Raw genomic sequence first — 17,676 nt, 5'->3', positions numbered from 1 at the left:
GATGAGACGCGTCCACGCGGTCCTGCTCGCCCTCTGCCTGGCGCTCACCGCCGCCCTCGCCACCGCCGGACCGGCCCAGGCCGCCCCTCGTACGATCGCCAACGGCACGCAGTTCTCGGACACTTCGGGCAACCCCGTGCACGCCCACGGCGGCGGGATCCTCAAAGTCGGCGGCTACTACTACTGGTTCGGCGAGAACCGCAACGCCGACAACACCTTCCGGTACGTGGACGCCTACCGTTCCACCGACCTGAAGACCTGGGAGTTCCGCAACCACGTCCTGACCCGGGCGAGCGCCCCCGAGCTGGCCACCGCCAACATCGAGCGGCCCAAGGTCATGTACAACGCGGCCACCGGCAAGTTCGTGCTCTGGATGCACAAGGAGAACGGCGTCGACTACAGCGAGGCCCGCGCGGCCGTCGCCGTGTCCGACACCGTCGACGGGAACTACGCCTGGCGGGGCAGCTTCCGCCCGCTCGGCGGGCACATGTCCCGCGACCTCACCGTCTTCGTCGACACCGACGGGGCCGGATACATGATCTCCGCCGCCCGCGAGAACTACGACCTCCACATCTACCGGCTCACCGCCGACTACACCGGCGTCGCGAGCCTGGTGGCCGACCCCTGGCACGGCGGGCACCGCGAGGCGCCGGCGCTGTTCAGACGCGGCGGCGTCTACTTCATGCTGACCTCCGGCGCGACCGGCTGGAACCCCAACCAGCAGCAGTACGCCACCGCCACCAGCATCGCCGGGCCGTGGACCGCCATGGCGAACGTCGGTGACCCGACGGCCTACGGGTCGCAGACCGCCTACGTGCTGCCGGTGCAGGGCTCCTCGGGCACCTCCTATCTGTACCTGGGGGACCGCTGGGGCAACTCCTTCGGCGGGACCGTCAACGACTCCCGTTACGTCTGGCTGCCGTTGGCCTTCCCGACCTCGGCCACGCTGTCCATGTCGTGGTCGCCGGAGGTCACCGTCGACACGGCCGCCGGGACTGTCACCGGCACGAGCGCCGCGTACGGCACGCTGGCCGCCCGGCACAGCGGCAAGTGCGCGGACGTCACGAGCCAGTCCCTCTGGCCGGGCGCGCAGATCAAGCAGTGGACCTGCAACGGCGGCGCCAACCAGAGGTACTGGTCGAAACCGGTCGGCGGCGGCTACCACCAACTCGTGGCACGGAACAGCTCGTTGTGCGTGCGGGAGAACGCGGGCACGGTGACCCAGGAGAACTGCGACGCCGCGGCCGCCGGCCAGCAGTGGTCCCTCACCGCGGCCGGCGGATACGTCACCGTCAAGTCCCGCGCGACGGGCAAGTGCCTCGACGTGAACGGCGCGTCCACCGCCGACTCCGCCGCCGTCATCACGTACACGTGCAACGGAGGGACCAACCAGCAGTGGACACGCGGAACATGACGGCCAATCAGCCGGTCAGGCCAGGAGGTCGATCGCGTCGATCGAGGTCCCCGCGCTGAGGAAGCCCGTGGTCCCCGACCCGCTCACCACGTTGATCCTCAACACGTTGTACCGGCCGGTGTCCGTGAGCCAGGCGCTCGCCGGGACGCTGTACGTGAACGTGTGGTTGTTGCCCCGGTAGGACCCGTTGGTCAGCGACCGCGTGTTCGGCTGGGTGGGCGGGGAGGGGATCGCCGACGTCCAGGTGTCGTTGACGACGACCTGCGGGCGCCCGTTGGCGTAGGCCGTCGTCACGCCGATGCGCAGCGTGTGCGCGGCGGCGGCCTGGGCCGCGGTGAGCCTGAAGTACACGAGCAGGCCGCTGTTGACGTCCTTCCAGAGGTAGCAGGGGAACGCGGCCGCCTCGCCGCCGTCGCCGATCACGACGTTGCCGGTCCAGGCGGCGGCCCGGACGTCCGAGGGGTGCGCGTACGTCATCAGGTCGGCGTTCTTGAAACCGCTCGGCGTGCCCGTCCAGTCGTTGATCCGCCAGATCGCGCTCGCGTTGGACGGGTCGTTCGAGGACGGGATCGCGAGGGTGTTGAGCGTGGTCGTCGCCCCCGCGGACACGGTCACCTGCGTGCTGTGGACGGCCAGTTCGCCCTTGTGGACGGTGAGGGTGTACGTCCCCGGCAGCACCCCGCCGATCGAGAAGTGGCCGTCCGAGGCCCGCGCCGGGCCCCAGTACTGCGCGGCCGCGTTCGCGAGGCCGACCGTGTACGGGTAGGCCGTGTTCCGCCCGGTGATGCCGACGCCGGCCACCCGGCCCCGGCCGCCGGCGCCGACGTACCCGGGGATGCCGAGCGAGTCGGCCCACGGGGTGGTCAGCGTGCCGGGGAACAGGGACGAGGAGGGGGCGCCGCCGTCGGTGAAGGCGATGACGTAGGGCCCCTGGAGGCCGAAACGCTGGGCCTCGGTCTGGTTCTGGCCGTAGTACAGGATCTCGTACAGGCCGCCGCCGTCGGCGCTCTGATGGCGCAGGAGCGAGCGGTAGAAGGGGCCGCCGGAGGCCTTCTCGTGGTTGCTGCGCACCACCCACAGGCCGACGGAGCCCGTCGACCAGCCGGTATGGGTGTAGTCGATGACGCGGAGTTTCGAGTAGTGCTTGCTGCGGGTCTGGCCGTCGGACTTCGCGAAGACGTCCGACGCCTCGACGGTCCTGTCGGTGTAGGTGTAGGAGTCCGGTTCGTCGTTGCGGAACAGGCCCTTCCGCACCCGGACGATGTACCGGGTCGCCGAGACGGAGGCGTCAGCCTTGTCGGTCCAGAGATAGACGTTGTTCTCGCCGCTGCGGGCCGCGTAGTAGTGCCTCAGCGTGCCGTGCGCGACGGAGATCAGGATCGTCGCTCCGGACTGCCTGATCGTGACCGTGGAGGCGCCGAGGCCGGACTCGACATGCGAGTTCATGCCGCCGTAGCCCTGGTACTCGACGCCCCGGTGGACCAGGGAGGTCAGGTCGCCGTTGGACTTGCTGACTTTGAACACCAGTTGGGCGCCCGTGTCGACGACGTAGTGCGAGCCGTCGTCGCTCCAGCCGAAACCCGCGGCGGCCGCGGGGGCGGCGAGCGGGCCGGCGAGGGCGGCCGAGCCGGCCGCGACGGCGCCGAGCACGAAGGTGCGGCGTCGGACCGGCCGTCGTGGCGTGGATCCGGACATGGGGGTGCCTCCTTCGGGAGGTGTGGGGGAGCGGGTGTGCTGGGCAGCGTCGCAGTTGAATCGATTTTCCGAAAGGGCTTTCACCGAGAGGAGGTTGACAATGCCGTGAATTGAGCCCGAGGTCTAGAAAGCGCTTGCGGGAGGCGGTACGGTCCAGCCGCCAGGACCGGTAGCCCTGACGGAGGAACCGCAGTGAGACGTTTCACCCCAGCCCTGCTGGCCGCGCTGACCCTGACCGCCGCGCTGACGGCCGTACCCGCCGCCGAGGCCGCACAGCCGCCGGGCTCCCGCACCGAGGGCTGCACTCCCACCGCGTGCCACTTCGACGTCCCGGCGGGCACCTACGACGTGAGAGTCGTCCTCGGTGGCGACGAGGCGTCCAGCACCGCGATCCTCGGCGAGACACGGCGCGCTCTGCTCCCCGAGACCGCCGTCCCCGCCGGTGAGCGCCTCGCCCTCAGCTTCACGGTGAACGTCCGCACCCCCGAGGGCGAGCCGACCGGCGCCGCCGGAACCGACGGCCTGGACCTCGCCCTCGGCGGCGCCGCTCCCGCCCTCGACCGGATCAGGGTCACGCCGGCCCGGCACACCCAGCAGATCTTCCTGGTCGGCGACTCCACGGTCTGCGACCAGCCCGGCGACCCCTACGCCGGCTGGGGCCAGCGGCTCCCGCAGTACTTCCACAAGGGCGTCTCCGTCGCCAACTACGCCGATTCCGGCGAGAGTACGGTCACCTATCTGGGGAACCCGCAGCTGTGGGCCACCGTCCAGCCGCAGATCGGCCGCGGTGACCTGGTGCTGATCCAGCTCGCCCACAACGACAAGACCACCGACGAGGCGACGTACCGGGCGAACCTGGAGACGCTGGTGGCGGGTGTCCGGGACAAGGGCGGCAAGCCGGTCCTCGTCACACCGATCGTGCGCCGCTGGTTCAACGCCGACGGCACCCTGAACAACGGCACCGCCCTGCTCGTCAACGGCCTCGGCGTCGACCACCCGGCCGTCGTCCGCGCGGTCGCCGCCGCGCGGGGCGTCCCGGTCGTCGACCTCACGGCGAAGACCAAGACGCTGGTGGAGTCGCTGGGCGTGGAGGGCTCCAAGGCGCTGTACCTCTACAACGAGAAGCGGGACAACACTCACACGTCCGTGCACGGCGCCACGGTCTACGCGGGTCTGGTCCGCGACGAACTCCTCGCCCGGCATCTGGTGCCGAAGGGCATGGTGCGGGTGGGATGAGCTCCTGGGGGCGCCCCGACCGGAACCGGGGCGCCCCCAGGTCCCAGCCCGGCCCTCCACTCCGACCCGGTTTCCCGCGCCCGCCTCTCCCGCCTCTTCCCGCCCCTCTCCCCTTGTCCCGCCGCTTGTTCTACCGGAAGCGACCGCCCATGCACCTCCCCCCGCCCGACCGCGCCCTCAGTCCCCGTACCGGCTACACCCGCGCCCACTGGGAGGCGGCCGCCGACGGCCTGCTCGCCGCCGTGGAGCCGTACGCGACCGACGACCGCGCCCTCTACCACCTGCCCGGCGACCGGCAGAGCTGGACGGGCCGCCTGTCCGACGGCCTGGAAGGCTACGCCCGCACCCTCCTTCTCGCCGCCTTCCGCCGCGACGAGACGGCCCTCCAACGCTACGCCGACGGACTCGCGGCCGGCGTGTCCGGCGTCTGGCCCCGGATCGAGGACCGGACCCAGCCGCTCGTCGAGGCGGCGTCCATCGCCCTCGCGCTGCGGCTCACCAGGCGGGAGCTCTGGGACCGCCTCGACGACGGTGTGCGACAGCGGGCCGCCGCCTGGCTGAGCGAGGCGCTGACCGCCGAACCGTGGCCCTGCAACTGGGAGTTGTTCCCCGTCACGGTGGGCGGCTTTCTCCAGTCCGTCGGCTTCGAGGCGGACGCCTCCCGCAAGGCCGTCGACCGGGGCCTGGAACGGATCGAGCAGTGGTACGTCGGCGACGGCTGGTACACCGACGGCCCGATCCGCGCCTTCGACTACTACAACGGCTGGGCCATGCACCTCTATACGGTGCTGCACGCCTGGCTCGCCGACGACACCCGGCTCCTCGACCTGTACGGCGGCCGTCTGTCACGCCATCTCAGCGACTACGCCCGCCTGTTCGGCGGTGACGGCGCGCCCCTGCATCAAGGCCGCTCCCTCACCTACCGCTTCGCGACGACCGCCCCCCTCTGGCTGGGCGCGCTGGCCGGCCACACCCCGCTGGCGCCCGGCGAGACCCGCCGGCTGGCGTCGGGCGCGCTGAAGTACTTTCTGGAACGCGGCGCGGTCGACTCCCGCGGGCTGCTCACCCTCGGCTGGCACGGCCCCGACTCCACCGTGCTGCAAGGCTATTCGGGACCGGCGTCCCCGTACTGGGCGAGCAAGGGGTTCATCGGCCTCCTCCTGCCCCCCGAGCACGAGGTGTGGACGGCGGTGGAGGAGCCGGGACCGGTGGAACGCTGCGACGCCGTCACCTCCCTGGTCCCTCCCAACTGGCTCTTGCAGAGCACACGTTCGGACGGCCTGGTGCGGCTGCACAACCACGGGAGCGAGGACGTGCGCTACGACCCGCACTACACGCGGTTCGCCTACTCGACCGCGACCCGCCCCTCGGGCGGCACGCCCCCGGACAACTCCGTCCTCGTCGGCGGCGATCCGCACCGCGAGGGCATCGTCCCGCTGGGTGTGGGGGAGGGCTGGGCGGCGTCCCGGCACGCGGTCGGCTCCGGGGCCGAGATCACCAGCCTGGTGGTGGCCGACGGCGCGGCGGAGGTCCGCGCCCATCTGGTGGCGGGCGCGGACCCCGGCACCGAGGTGCGGGTCACGGGCTGGGCGGCGGAGGAAGGGCAGCGGGCCGAACTGCTGCCCGTGCACGCCCTGTCGGGCACGACCATGCTGACCGGGACGACGGAAGACACCCCCGCGACCCTCTTCGTCGCGCTGGCCCGCCTCACCGCCGACCCCGATCCGGCGCCGCTGACGGACCTGGTGTCCGTCGGGGTGTCCGGGGAGGGGCGGGACGCCCGGGAGCTGACCGTCCGCTGGGCTTCGGGCAAGTCGGCCCGGTTCCGGTTCGGCGCTCCGGAAGCGTCCACGGACGCCGGCCCGCCCGGCTCCCCGGACGCGGGGCCGGCATCCCCCTCGTGGTCGGTCGCGCCCTGCTGACCGGCCGAATACCCGTTGCCCGCATGTCGCCGTGTGCACAACAATCCTCGGCATGACATCGAAGATCCGGCACGTGACGATCGACTGCTCCGACGCCTACGCCCTCGGAAGCTTCTGGGCCGAGGCCCTCGGCGAGCCCCTGCACGACGACGACAACCCGGGTGACCCGGAGGCGTTGATCGAGGGCGCGGGGCTGCTGTTCGTCACGGTCCCGGAGAAGAAGACGGTCAAGAACCGCGTCCACCTCGACCTCCAGCCGCAGGACCGCACCCGCGACGAGGAGGTCGACCGGCTGCTCGCCCTCGGCGCCACCCTCGTCGCCGACCACCGCAAGCCTGACGGCACGGGCTGGGCGCTGCTCGCCGACCCGGAGGGCAACGAGTTCTGCGTGGAGCGCAGCGCGGCGGAGCGGGCGGCCGCCGGCTGACGCGCGCTCGCTCAGGGCTCACGGGGCCAATGGGTGAGGGCGATGTGCAGCGCGTCGATCGCCTTGTCCCAGGAGCGCCGTACGTCCCGGGGCGCGCCGAAACCGCCGCCGGCCTCCAGGGCGCAGTACCCGTGGAAGGTGCTGCGCAGCAGGCGGACGGCGTCGGTGAGGTCGGGTTCCTCCAGGCCGTAGGCGCGGAGCATGCCGTAGGTGATCTCGGCGGTGCGGCGGAGGGCGGGAGCGTCGGCGACGAGGTCCTGGTCGACGGGGATCTGGGTGGCCGCGTACCGGCCCGGATGGGTCAGCGCGTACTCGCGGTAGGCGTCGGCGAACGCGGCGAGCGCGTCCTTGCCGGCCCGCCCGGCGACGGCCGCGGCGATCCGGTCGATCATCTCACCGCCGGCGAGGAGCGCGACGCGGGTCCGCAGGTCCTTCAGGCCGCGGACGTGCGAGTACAGGCTCGCGTCCTTCACGCCGAAGCGGCGGGCCAGCGCGGAGACGGTGACGCCGTCGAAGCCCACCTCGTCGGCGAGGTCGGCGGCGGCCGCGACCAGGCGGTCCGCGGTGAGGCCGGCTCGGGGCATGGGGCCTCGCTCGTCACTCGGGCCGGTGGCGGGAAAGTCGGGATCGACACGGAGGAGTGTAAAGCTCCCGACGACGCCCGACCGCCTTCCCGAGCCGGACGGTCACTGCCAGGGCCGCAGCAGCAACGGGCGGCGGTGGCGGGCGGTCTCAGCCGTTCACCCCGGTGTAGTGCCGCAGGCTCCAGCGCCACAGGAGGCGGGAGGCCAGGTAGGCCAGTGCGCCGAGCAGGGGTGAGGCCGCTGCCAGCCAGTGGGGGACGGCGGTGGTGTGGCCGGTGAGCACGGCGGCGGGGAAGTAGGCGACGAACGCGAGGGGGAGGCCGTAGGTCAGGAAGCCTCCCACGGCCCTCGGGAGCACGTTGAGCGGGTAGCTGCCGAAGGTGCCGAGGAGTTCCTCCAGCCAGCGGCCCCAGTAGTCGGCCGCCGGGAAGCGGAGGGAGGCGCAGGCCAGCGCCGTGAACAGGGCGGCCTCCAGGAGCATCCCGCCGAGCACGGCGGCGATCAGGTACGCGATCCGGCCCGCCGTCCAGTCCAGGTCGCTGCGGCTGAGCGCGCCCGCCATCAGACCGGCCGCCACCGTCAGGTCGCCGATCGCGTTGGTCGGGAAGTACGCCAGTTGGATCTGCCGGTGCACCGGCATCGGGCGCACCAGGCAGGTGTCGATCACCCCTTCCTGGATGTGCCGGCCCAGACCGTGGACCCGGCCGAGGAACAGCACGAACAGCCCGTGCGCGAGCATCCGCGTCGCGGGTATCAGCAGGACGTCGGAGCTGTCCCAGCCACCCATCCCGGTGAACCGTGACAGCAGCACCGTCGCGAACACGATCACCGACACCTGCCAGACCGCGCCGATCGCGATCATCATCAGGAACTCGGTGCGGTACTCCAGCTGGGCGCGGAAGTTGAGCAGCGTGACCCGCCACATGATCCGGACGCCGTTCACGGGCCTCAGCCTCCTTGGGAGATCACTCGGCGGGCGGCCCGGTGCCACAGGAGCCGGGTGAACAGGGCGAGCAGCACGACCCAGGCCGCCTGGATGCCCAACTGCAGTGGCGCGTCGTCCAGTTCGATCCGGCCCACGTACAGCGAAAGCGGCACGCTCAGCGTGGCCTGGAACGGAAGGAACGCGCTCAGCGTGATGAACCAGTCGGGGAAGAACCACAGCGGCGCGTACACCCCGGACAGCAGGTTCTGCGCGAAGATGAGGATCAGCATCGCCGCGTTGTTGCGCAGGGTCCAGAAGCACAACTGGTCCAGGGCGAGCATCACGTAGTACAGCACCCACTGCCCGAGCAGCAGACTCACCGCGAACACCCCCGCCGCCGCCGCGGACTGGGGCGGCCGCACCACGCCGGCCGTGAGGCAGACGGCGTATCCGCCGAGGGCCCACGCGAACCCGTACACCTGCTCGCCCAGGGCGCGCAGCGCGTAGTAGCGCTGTGGGGGCAGCGGGCGCAGGTACCAGTAGACGATGGTGCCGAAGTGCATGTGCTGGATCACGGTGTCCCGGCCGGCGAACTGATCCAACTCCCTTAGTCGGGAGGCCAGTACGGCCATCACGGCGTAGGTGACGGCCTGGTCGCGGTCGAGTCCCGCGGTGGTGCCGGTCTGCTCGTACAGGCCGCGCCACAGGGACGCCACCAGCACCACCTGCACGGTCAGCCGCAGCAGCGCGGCCGTCATCCGGGGCGGCGTGTTCAGCTCGCCGAGCGGGGTGACGCGCGCGGCGCGCCAGCCGTGGAGGACGGCCATCACGCCTCCCCGGCCTGCGCGTATGCCGCCCGCATGACGTCCTCCAGGTCGGCCTCGTCGAGCGCGATGTCGTTCACCTCGTACCGTTCGATGACGGCCTTCAGCGCCTGGTGGACGGCCGGGGCGCCGTCGCCGTCGGGGCCGAAGACGACCCGCGCCCCCTCCCGTCGCAGCACCGCCATGCCCGGCAGCGGCACGACCTCGGCGTACGGGTCGGCGAGGGTGGCCCGCACCTGCCAGGTGGAGCCGAACTCCCGGCGTATCTCGTCCAGTGAGCCGTCCAGGACGAGCCGGCCGTGGTTGATCAGCACCACCCGTTCGGCGAGCCGTTCCACCTCCGTCATGTCGTGGGTGGTGAGCAGGACGGTCCGGCCGCGTTCCTCGACCTGGTGCCGCAGGAACTCGCGGACCTGCTCCTTGACCACCACGTCCATACCGATGGTCGGCTCGTCGAGGAAGACCACGGGCGGGTCGTGCAGCAGCGCGGCGGCCAGGTCGCAGCGGACCCGCTGGCCGAGGGACAGATGGCGCACCCGGGTGTCCCAGAACGACGACAGGTCGAGCAGCTTGTCGAACTCCTTCAGCCGGACCGCGTGTTCGGCACTCGGCACCCCGTAGATGTCCTTGAGGATCGCGAACGACTCGCGCACCGGGAGGTCCCACCACAGCTGGGTGCGCTGCCCGAACACCGCCCCGATGTTACGGGCGTTGCGTTCGCGTTCCCGGTACGGCACCACGCCCGCGACGCGCGCCTCACCGGAGGTGGGCGTGAGGATGCCGGTGAGCATCTTGATGGTGGTGGACTTGCCGGCGCCGTTCGGGCCGAGCAGCGCGAGGAGTTCGCCCGCGGCCACGTCGAAGGTGACGTCGCTGACGGCGTGTTTGGCGACCCGCTGCGGGTCGACCAGGGAGCGCAGCGCGCCGGTGAAGCCGGGACGGCGGACAGTGGTGTGGAAGGTGCGGGACAGGCCGCGCACCTCGATGGTGCCGCTCACTCGTTCAACCTCCGGAGGAGCGCGGCCGGCCGGCTGGGGAGCCGGCCGGCCGCGGGAGTCGTCAACACCGTGTCGGATTGTCGATCAGTCGGTCAATCGATTTATCGATGCCGGACGATGCCGTGCGTCGTGGCGGGTTCAGTCGGACGCCGAGAACACGAAGGAGAACTCGGCGGGATCGGCGTTCAGGAAGTACTGCGGCAGCGGGCCCGGTCCGCAGGACTGCGAGCCGATGCCGTGCTGGCCGTGGTCGAGGTTGACCCACACCGTGTCGCCCGGCGTCAGGTCCGTGCGGTGCCGCGCGGCGTCGAGCTGCTCGGTGGTCCAGCGCCGGGCGGTGAGGAAGAACTCCGGGTCGCCCTCGATGCGCAGACCGCCGAGCCGTGCCCAGCGGACGTCGGCGCGGGCGCCGTTCTCCTGGGGCCGGACGTACGGCGTCTGCAGCGCGTCCACGGTCGACTCCCAGCGGCCGACCATCGACGCCGCCCTGGTGTCGGGGTATGCCTCGCCGGGGCCGCCGCCGAACCAGGTCACCCGGTCGGCTTCGGAGAGCCCGAAGCGGACGCCGAGGCGGGGCAGCGGCACCGTCCAGTCGCCCTCGGGGGTCACCGAGACGGTCAGCCGCAGCCGGTCGCCGTCGGACGTCCACCGGTACTCCGTCGCCAGGCCCACCTCCCAGGCGGCCGGCGCCACCCGGGTGCGGACCGTCAGCGCGTTCTCGCCGGTCTCCACCGCGTCCAGGCGGTGCCGCATGCGGTGCAGGCCCAGCTTGCGCCACACCTCGGCGTGCCGGACGTCGGTCTGCCAGGAGGCGCCGTCGTCGTTGTCGGTGGTCGCCCGCCACACGTCCAGGCGCAGTCCCTCGACGGAGACCCCGCCGATCGTCTTCAGCGCGCCGGTGCGGGCGTCGAAGACGCCGGGGCCGAGCGTGACGACGCCGTCGCCGGCCTCCGGGCCGCGTGTCGCCGCGACCGTCGGCAGCGACCTTTCCGCGAGCAGCACCTGACCCCAGGCCACGACATGGCCCCGGGGCGCCCAGGCGGTGTCCTCGGCCAGTACGGCCCGTACCGTCCACCGCGTCTCCGTGCCGCCGGGGACGCCGTGCGCCGGGTGCGGCAGCTTCACCTCGGCCGACTCGCCGGCCGCCAGCGCGGGCACCGGCAGGCTGCCCGACTCGACCGTCTCGCCGTCGGCCTGGAAGTCCCACTCGAAGGCGAGCGCCGACAGGTCGGCGAAGTCCTGCTTGTTGGTGACGCGCACGGTGCCGTCCGCGCCGTCACCGGTGATCGCGACGGGTTCGACGACCTTCGCGAACTCCACGAGTCCCGGGGAAGGTTCGCGGTCCGGGAAGAGCAGTCCGTCGCAGACGAAGTTGCCGTCGTGCAGCTCTTCGCCGAAGTCGCCGCCGTAGGCGTATCCGTAGCGGTCGTCCTTGACGCCGTGGTCGATCCACTCCCAGATGAAGCCGCCCTGGAGCCGCTCGTGCGCCTCGAACAGCCGCTGGTAGTCGGCGATGCCGCCGGGGCCGTTGCCCATGGCGTGGCCGTACTCGCAGAGGATGAAGGGGAGTTCACGTCGCCTGTGGGTGCCGCCGTCGAGGTCGCGGCCGATGCGCTCGACCTCCTCGTGGGAGGCGTACATACGCGAGTAGACGTCCGTGTCACGGCAGTTGAGGTCGCCCTCGTAGTGCACGAGGCGAGAGGCGTCACGGCCGTGGATCCACTCGGCCATCGCGGTCAGGCCGCGCCCGGTGCCGGCCTCGTTGCCCAGGGACCAGATCACCACCGACGGGTGGTTCTTGTCGCGTTCGACCATGCGGGCGGCGCGGTCCAGCAGGGCCGGGGTCCAGCGGTCGTCGTCGACGGGGTTGTCCCGCCAGTCCTGCTCGACGAAGCCGTGGGTCTCCAGGTCGCATTCGTCGATCACCCACAGGCCGTACTCGTCGCACAGGTCGAGGAAGGCCGGGTGCGGCGGGTAGTGCGAGGTGCGGACGGCGTTGATGTTGTGCCGCTTCATCAGCAGCACGTCCTCGCGCATCGTCTCCAGGTCGAGCGAGCGGCCCTTCTCCGGGTGCCACTCGTGCCGGTTGACGCCCTTGAACAGCACGGGCCGGCCGTTGACCTTGATCAGGCCGTCCTCCAGGACGACCGTGCGGAATCCGACGCGCAGGGGGACGCGCTCGCCGGCGGTGACCAACTCACCGTCGTAGAGGCGGGGCGTCTCGGCCGTCCACGGCTCCACCCGTGCGGTGGCCGGCTCGCCCGTCGCGACATCGATGTCCAGCGCGGGGACGATCACCCGGCCCGCGACGTCGGAGTCGACGCGCAGGGTGCCCTCGCCCGTGCGGTGGTCGTAGGAGGCGTGCACGAAGAAGTCGCCCGCGCTGCCCGCCGGGCGGTGCAGCAGCGTCACGTCACGGAAGATGCCGGGCAGCCACCACTGGTCCTGGTCCTCCAGGTAGGAGCCCGCCGACCACTGGTGGACGCGGACCGCCAGCACGTTGCCGGAGGTCTTCAGCAGCGGGCCGACGGCGAACTCGTGCGGCAGCCGCGAGCCCTTGAACTCGCCGATCTCCGTGCCGTTCAGCCAGACCCGGGCGCAGGACTCCACGCCGTCGAAGCGCAGCACGGCGCCGCCTTCCGAGAGGGCGGGCCAGTCCTCGGGCAGGTCGAAGACGCGCAGGTGGTCACCGGTCGGGTTCTCGGTCGGGACGCGCGGCGGGTCGACCGGGAACGGGTAGAGGTGGTTGGTGTAGATCGGGGAGCCGTGGCCCTGGAGGACCCAGTGTCCGGGGACCGTGACCTCGGCCCAGTCCCCGGCGTCGTACCCCTCGGCGGCGAACGAGTCGTCCTGGGCGTCGGCGGTCGGCGACAGCCGGAAGCGCCAGCTGCCGTTCAGTGAGAGGGAGTCGGCGTCGGAGGACGCGTACCAGGCGCGGGGCGCGAGGGCGCCGCTGCCGGGTGAGACGTCCTCGACGTAGTCGACGGCCGTGGTGATGGGGAAGGACATCGGTCTCCAGGTGCTCGATCGTGGGCGGTCGGGGTGGCCGGCATCAGCCCTTGATGCCGGTCTGCGCGATCCCCTGCACCAGCCAGCGCTGGAGGAAGAGGAACACGAAGATCAGGGGCAGGATGGAGAAGGCGGTGGCCATGAAGATCATGTGGAAGACGACGGTCTGGTTGGTCATGTAGTTGGAGAGGGCGACCTGGACGGTCCACGATCCGGGGTCCTGGCCGATGACCAGGGGCCACAGGAAGGCGTTCCATCCCGCGATGAAGGTGATCGTCGCCATCGCGGCGAAGAAGTTCAGGGAGTTGGGTACCACTATGCGCCAGTACGCACCCCAGTAGCCCAGTCCGTCCACGCGCGCCGCCTCCTCCAGCTCCTTGGGGAAGCCCAGGAAGTACTGCCGGAACAGGAAGCAGGTGAAGCCGCTGAACAGGCCCGGGATGATGAGGCCCCGGTAGGTGTCCACCCAGCCCAGTGACGAGACCAGCACGAAGCTCGGGACGAAGGTGACGGCGGTCGGGACCATGAGGGTCCCCAGCACGGCGTAGAAGACCTTGTTGGCGTGCTTGTACGGGATGCGGGCGAGGGCGTACCCCGCGAGGGAGCACACCAGCAGCACGCCGGCGGTGTGCAGGGTGGCGACCACCGCCGAGTTCCACAGGGACTGGGCGAAGGGGACCGTCTCGTCGGTGAACAGCTCGCTGATGTTGCCCCACTGGATGTCGGTGGGGAAGAACTTCCAGTTCTCTCCGGTGATCTCGGCGTCGGTCGAGAGCGCGTTGCGCACCAGCAGGTAGAACGGGACCAGGAAGAAGAAGGCGGAGATCCCGGTGGCGATGTAGAGCCCGGTCGAGCTCATCACGCCGCCGCCGCGCCCGCCGCGGCGGGGCCTGCCTGACTCCGGGGCGGCCTTCTCGGCCTCGGGCATCGTGGTGGTCACTTGGACTCGTCCCCCCTTCCGAAGCCCATGAGCTTGCCCTGGAGCAGGGTCACGGCGCAGATCAGCACGGTCAGGATGACCGCGCCCGCGCTGCCGGAACCGTAGTCCTGGCTCTCGCCCAGGGCCTTGTAGTACAGCTCGACGAGGGGCGGACGGCCCCACGTGGTCTTCGACAGGAGGTTGAAGAACTCGTCGAAGGCCTGGTAAGCGGCGATCAGCAGCAGCAGGATCACCGCGGTGGACGTGGCGCGCAGCTGGGGCAGGGTGATGTGACGGAAGGTCTGCCAGCCGGGCTTGGCGCCGTCGATGGAGGCGGCCTCGTACAGCTCGTCCGGGATGTTCTGCAGCGCCGCGATGAAGAGGATCATGTAGAAGCCGGCCTGCAGCCACAGTCGTGCGGTGACGATGACCAGCCAGTACCAGGGCGGGTTGGGGTCGGCGAGCCAGGCGATGTTCTCGATCCCGAACCAGCCGAGGACCGTGTTCATGAGGCCGAAGCGGACCCCGCTGAAGATGGACATCTTCCAGATGAGCGAGGCGGCCACGTAACTGCACGCGGTCGGCAGGAAGAAGACCGACCGGAAGAACGCCCGCATGAAGCGCAGCCGGTTCACCAACAGGGCCAGACCCAGCGAGAGGGCCCAGGTGGTGGGCACGATGAAGGCGGCGAAGGCGGTGAAGGTGCCGAGCGAGCCGACGAAGTCGTCGTTCGTCAGCATGTAGACGTAGTTCTCGAAGCCGACGAACTTGTCGGGTGTGACGGTGAAGCGGGCCTCGAAGAAGCTGAGGTAGAGGCTCCAGACGATCGGCGCGTAGACGAAGATCGCCAGGCCGATGAGGAACGGCCCGCAGAAGAGCCAGAAGTTGAAGGTGGGGCTGCCCCGCAGACCCCGCCGCGGCTTGGCCGATGAGGCCTGCACCGGGGCGGGGGGCGCGAGGACACGCGTCTTGGTCGTCGACATGTCGTGGTCCGTCCCGCGGTCTATCCGAACAGCTTCTTGAGCTCGCGGTTGACGGCCGCGTCGGCCTTGTCGAGTGCCGCCTCCGGGTCCATGTCCTTGCGGACGCTGTTGGCGAAGACGTCCTCGAGGGAGGTGATCATGGCCTGCGTCCAGCCGATGTTGTCGAAGTGCCCGAACTCGTTGAAGAGCTTGACCCCCTCGGCGGCGTTGCCGGACTTGAGCTTGGTGGCGCTCTGGGCGAGCGAGGTGCGCGGGGGGATGTGGAAGCCGAAGGAGGTGGCCCACTCCTCCTGGTACTCCTTCTGGTCGATCCACAGCCACTTGACGTACTCCTTGGCCGCGTCGACGTTCTTGCCCTTGGCGTTGACGAACATCGACCAGCCGCCGTTGTAGACCGACGGCTTGCCCGAGTCGACGGTCTTCGGGAAGGGGAAGACGCCCCAGTCGTCGCCGAGCGCCTTCTGGATCGCGGGCATCGCCCACATGCCGCACCACTGGATGGCACACAGGCCCTGGTTGAACGAGGACGGGTCCCAGGAGTCGGTCGGAGCGCCGAGGAGGAGGTCGCCGCTGGTGAACAGCTTGCGCATCTTCTTGATGCCCTCGATGACGCCGGGGGTGTGGTAGGCGATCTGGTTCTTCTCGTCGAGGGTGTCCGCGCCGGCCGACCAGATCATCGGGTTGATGACGCCGTGCAGGTCGTTGCCCATGTACAGGCCCTTGACCTTGCCGGTGGTGAGCTTGGCGGCGGCCTCGATCAGCTCGTCGAACGTGGTCGGGACGTCGACCTTCGCCTTCTCCAGCATCGACTTGCGGTAGAAGAAGAACTGCGGGTCGTCGATCATCCGGACGCCGTATATCTTGCCGTCGACCGTGTGCGACTTGATGTCGGCCGGGTTGAAGTCGTCCTTGACCGGGGAGATGATGTCGGTCAGGTCCGCCACCTGGCCGCTCTTGACCATCTGGATCTGCGGGTGGAACTCGAACATGTCGGGTGCGTTCTTGGTGAGCAGCGTCGCGAACAGCTTGCTCTCGAAGTCGGCGCTGGTGATCCACTGCGTGGTCACATGGGCCTTGTCGTAGGCCTTCGCGTACTTCCTGATGGCCTGCTCGGTGCCCGCCTCGCCGTAGGCGTGGAAGAACTGCGTCAGGTTGACTCCCGAACCTGCCCCGCCGCCCCGCCCGTTGTTCCCGCCGCAGGCGGCCAGGGAGCCGGCGGCGGCCATGCCCGCCGCGGCCCTGAAGAGTGAACGGCGGGAGAAGTTGCTGTTGCTCATTGCCGACATGCTGACGTCCTTGTCTCGAGTACGGCTGCGGCTCACACGGCTTCAGCGCCAGATGGCTTGAATGGCGTTGCGGTGCGGGACGTTAACCTTCGGCTAAGCCTTCGGCAAGGGGTTGGACGAAGTCTGTACGAAGCGTTGTGCGACGTTCGGGATACCGGACGAGGGGGGTGCTAACCGACGGCGGGGTCGGGTCTGGAGGGGTGCCGTCTGCGCTGCCCGACGGCCTGCAGCGCCCCTTCGAGCGCGAAGGTCGCCGCGCCCAGGCAGACGGGGTCGGAGGGGACCGGGGACAGGACGATCTCGGTCGAGTCCAGCGGCCGGCGCAGCGCGTGCCGGGACACGGCCTCGCGGACCTCGCGCAGCAGCGGCTCCCCGAGCCGTACGGCGACCCAGCTGCTCAGCACGACGACCTCGGGGTTGAGCAGGTTGACCAGGTCGGCGATGCCCGCCGCCAGGTAGCGGGCGGTGTCGCGCACCACCTTGACGGCCACCGGGTCGTGGGCGGCGACCCCGCGGGCCAGGGCGTCGATGGTCGCCGTCTGGTCCTCGGGGTGCAGCAGGGCGCTGTCGGGGCTGAGTTCCCGCAGGTTCTGCATGATGCCGGGCGCGCCGACGTAGGTCTCCACGCAGCCGTGGTCGCCGCAGTGGCACAGCCGGCCGTCGAGCACGAGCGTGGTGTGCCCCCACTCCCCGGCGCTGTTGCTGACCCCGCGGTGCAGCCCCCCGCCGAGGACGAGCCCGGCGCCCACCCCGGTGCCGAGGTTGACGACGACGGCGTCCGCGTGTCCGCGCGCCGCCCCGAACCACAGCTCCGCCACCGCGCAGGCGCGCAGCGGATTGTCCAGGTAGAGCGGGTAGGCGATGTGCTCGGAGAGCAGGTCGAGCAAGGGCACGTCGTGCCAGTCCCAGTTGGGGGCGTACTCGCAGATGCCGGTGTCCCGGTCGACCTGCCCCGGCACGCTCACCCCGACGCCGAGGACGCGCGCCGTCTCCACCCCGGCCTGGGCGACCACCGAGCCGGCCGCCGCGGCGACATGGCCGACCACCTGCTCGGGCCTGCTCTCGCCGGGACGCATGTCCTCCTCGGCCCGGGCCAGCACGTTCAGCGCCAGGTCGAACAGCTCGACGTGGACGTACGTCTCGGCGATGTCCACACCGATCAACGCGCCCCCCGACGCGTTGACGGCGACGAGGCCCCGGGGGCGGCCGCCCGCGGAGTCCTCGAACCCGACCTCGGTGATCATGCGCAGGTCGAGCAGTTCGCCGACCAGGGTGGCGACGGTGGCGAGGCTCAGACCGGTGGCGGCGGCCAGTTCCTGCCGGGAGGTGGGCGAACTGGCGATGATCTGGCGCAGCACCTCGTAGCGGTTCGCGGTCCGGATGTCACGTGACGTGCGCTTCACCGGCTGGGCCTCCATCCCTTCCGTTGCCGGACCGGCGTCGCGACGGCACCG

The 17,676-nt window shown here is 70.7% G+C and carries 14 protein-coding genes; 4 read left to right on the top strand and 10 right to left on the bottom strand.

Annotated features, from left to right (window positions below):
• The first annotated feature begins 1 nt into the window (after nt 1).
• Nucleotides 2–1,414: an RICIN domain-containing protein gene (locus EV567_RS08140; RefSeq protein ID WP_130437970.1), complete on the top strand. Its 1,413-nt coding sequence runs from the start codon at nt 2–4 to the stop codon at nt 1,412–1,414.
• 15 nt (nt 1,415–1,429) lie between these two features.
• On the opposite strand, the gene EV567_RS08135 is transcribed toward EV567_RS08140, so the two are convergent.
• Nucleotides 1,430–3,109, bottom strand: coding sequence for a rhamnogalacturonan lyase B N-terminal domain-containing protein (locus EV567_RS08135; RefSeq protein WP_130437969.1), 1,680 nt, complete (start codon nt 3,107–3,109; stop codon nt 1,430–1,432).
• A 192-nt stretch (nt 3,110–3,301) separates the two neighbouring features.
• Here EV567_RS08135 and EV567_RS08130 point away from each other — a divergent pair, with 192 nt between their 5' ends.
• From EV567_RS08130 to EV567_RS08120, 3 genes are all read left to right on the top strand, one after another.
• A complete protein-coding gene (locus tag EV567_RS08130; RefSeq protein ID WP_130437968.1) occupies nt 3,302–4,345 on the top strand; it encodes a rhamnogalacturonan acetylesterase in 1,044 nt (347 codons plus the stop codon).
• A gap of 149 nt (nt 4,346–4,494) precedes the next feature.
• Nucleotides 4,495–6,267, top strand: coding sequence for a DUF2264 domain-containing protein (locus EV567_RS08125; RefSeq protein ID WP_130437967.1), 1,773 nt, complete (start codon nt 4,495–4,497; stop codon nt 6,265–6,267).
• Nucleotides 6,268–6,319: 52 nt separating this feature from the next.
• The gene (locus EV567_RS08120) at nt 6,320–6,694 is read left to right on the top strand and encodes a VOC family protein (protein ID WP_130437966.1); all 375 of its coding nucleotides are present in this window, start codon (nt 6,320–6,322) and stop codon (nt 6,692–6,694) included.
• Nucleotides 6,695–6,705: 11 nt separating this feature from the next.
• Here the strand turns inward: EV567_RS08120 and EV567_RS08115 are convergent, their stop codons facing one another.
• The 9 genes from EV567_RS08115 to EV567_RS08075 form a co-directional block, all read right to left on the bottom strand.
• A complete protein-coding gene (locus tag EV567_RS08115) occupies nt 6,706–7,278 on the bottom strand; it encodes a TetR-like C-terminal domain-containing protein (protein ID WP_130437965.1) in 573 nt (190 codons plus the stop codon).
• A gap of 148 nt (nt 7,279–7,426) precedes the next feature.
• On the bottom strand, nt 7,427–8,221 hold the full coding sequence (locus EV567_RS08110; RefSeq protein ID WP_130437964.1) for an ABC transporter permease: 795 nt from the start codon (nt 8,219–8,221) through the stop codon (nt 7,427–7,429).
• A 5-nt stretch (nt 8,222–8,226) separates the two neighbouring features.
• Nucleotides 8,227–9,030: an ABC-2 family transporter protein gene (locus EV567_RS08105; protein WP_130437963.1), complete on the bottom strand. Its 804-nt coding sequence runs from the start codon at nt 9,028–9,030 to the stop codon at nt 8,227–8,229.
• Nucleotides 9,030–10,025 (bottom strand): ATP-binding cassette domain-containing protein, encoded by a 996-nt coding sequence (locus tag EV567_RS08100; RefSeq protein ID WP_130437962.1) that lies wholly within the window; start codon nt 10,023–10,025, stop codon nt 9,030–9,032. Before EV567_RS08100 ends, EV567_RS08105 begins: the two co-directional genes overlap by 1 nt.
• A gap of 138 nt (nt 10,026–10,163) precedes the next feature.
• Nucleotides 10,164–13,034 (bottom strand): glycoside hydrolase family 2 TIM barrel-domain containing protein, encoded by a 2,871-nt coding sequence (locus tag EV567_RS08095; protein WP_130437961.1) that lies wholly within the window; start codon nt 13,032–13,034, stop codon nt 10,164–10,166.
• A gap of 43 nt (nt 13,035–13,077) precedes the next feature.
• Complete coding sequence (locus EV567_RS08090) at nt 13,078–13,962, bottom strand: carbohydrate ABC transporter permease (protein ID WP_130438320.1); 885 nt, start codon at nt 13,960–13,962, stop codon at nt 13,078–13,080.
• 8 nt (nt 13,963–13,970) lie between these two features.
• Nucleotides 13,971–14,936, bottom strand: a complete 966-nt coding sequence (locus EV567_RS08085) for a carbohydrate ABC transporter permease (RefSeq protein ID WP_130437960.1) — start codon at nt 14,934–14,936, stop codon at nt 13,971–13,973.
• Nucleotides 14,937–14,956: 20 nt separating this feature from the next.
• Entirely contained in the window at nt 14,957–16,213 is a 1,257-nt protein-coding gene (locus tag EV567_RS08080) for an ABC transporter substrate-binding protein (RefSeq protein ID WP_130437959.1), read from the bottom strand.
• Nucleotides 16,214–16,392: 179 nt separating this feature from the next.
• Nucleotides 16,393–17,640 carry an ROK family protein gene (locus EV567_RS08075; protein ID WP_207228705.1) on the bottom strand — a complete coding sequence of 416 codons (1,248 nt, stop codon included), beginning with the start codon at nt 17,638–17,640 and terminating at the stop codon, nt 16,393–16,395.
• Nucleotides 17,641–17,676: the final 36 nt, after the last annotated feature.

It is taken from the genome of Streptomyces sp. BK239, from assembly GCF_004217285.1.
Classification (GTDB): Bacteria; Actinomycetota; Actinomycetes; order Streptomycetales; family Streptomycetaceae; genus Streptomyces.
The sequence above is the reverse complement of the archived record's forward strand: the minus strand, read 5'-3'. Positions and strand labels throughout refer to the sequence as shown.

Coding starts and splice junctions, on each gene's coding strand:
- EV567_RS08140 (WP_130437970.1), top strand. CDS start 2: ATGAGACGCGTCCACGCGGTCCTGCTCGCCCTCTGCCTGGCGCTCACC.
- EV567_RS08135 (WP_130437969.1), bottom strand. CDS start 3,109: ATGTCCGGATCCACGCCACGACGGCCGGTCCGACGCCGCACCTTCGTG.
- EV567_RS08125 (WP_130437967.1), top strand. CDS start 4,495: ATGCACCTCCCCCCGCCCGACCGCGCCCTCAGTCCCCGTACCGGCTAC.
- EV567_RS08120 (WP_130437966.1), top strand. CDS start 6,320: ATGACATCGAAGATCCGGCACGTGACGATCGACTGCTCCGACGCCTAC.
- EV567_RS08115 (WP_130437965.1), bottom strand. CDS start 7,278: ATGCCCCGAGCCGGCCTCACCGCGGACCGCCTGGTCGCGGCCGCCGCC.
- EV567_RS08105 (WP_130437963.1), bottom strand. CDS start 9,030: ATGGCCGTCCTCCACGGCTGGCGCGCCGCGCGCGTCACCCCGCTCGGC.
- EV567_RS08095 (WP_130437961.1), bottom strand. CDS start 13,034: ATGTCCTTCCCCATCACCACGGCCGTCGACTACGTCGAGGACGTCTCA.
- EV567_RS08090 (WP_130438320.1), bottom strand. CDS start 13,962: ATGCCCGAGGCCGAGAAGGCCGCCCCGGAGTCAGGCAGGCCCCGCCGC.
- EV567_RS08085 (WP_130437960.1), bottom strand. CDS start 14,936: ATGTCGACGACCAAGACGCGTGTCCTCGCGCCCCCCGCCCCGGTGCAG.
- EV567_RS08080 (WP_130437959.1), bottom strand. CDS start 16,213: ATGAGCAACAGCAACTTCTCCCGCCGTTCACTCTTCAGGGCCGCGGCG.
- EV567_RS08075 (WP_207228705.1), bottom strand. CDS start 17,640: ATGGAGGCCCAGCCGGTGAAGCGCACGTCACGTGACATCCGGACCGCG.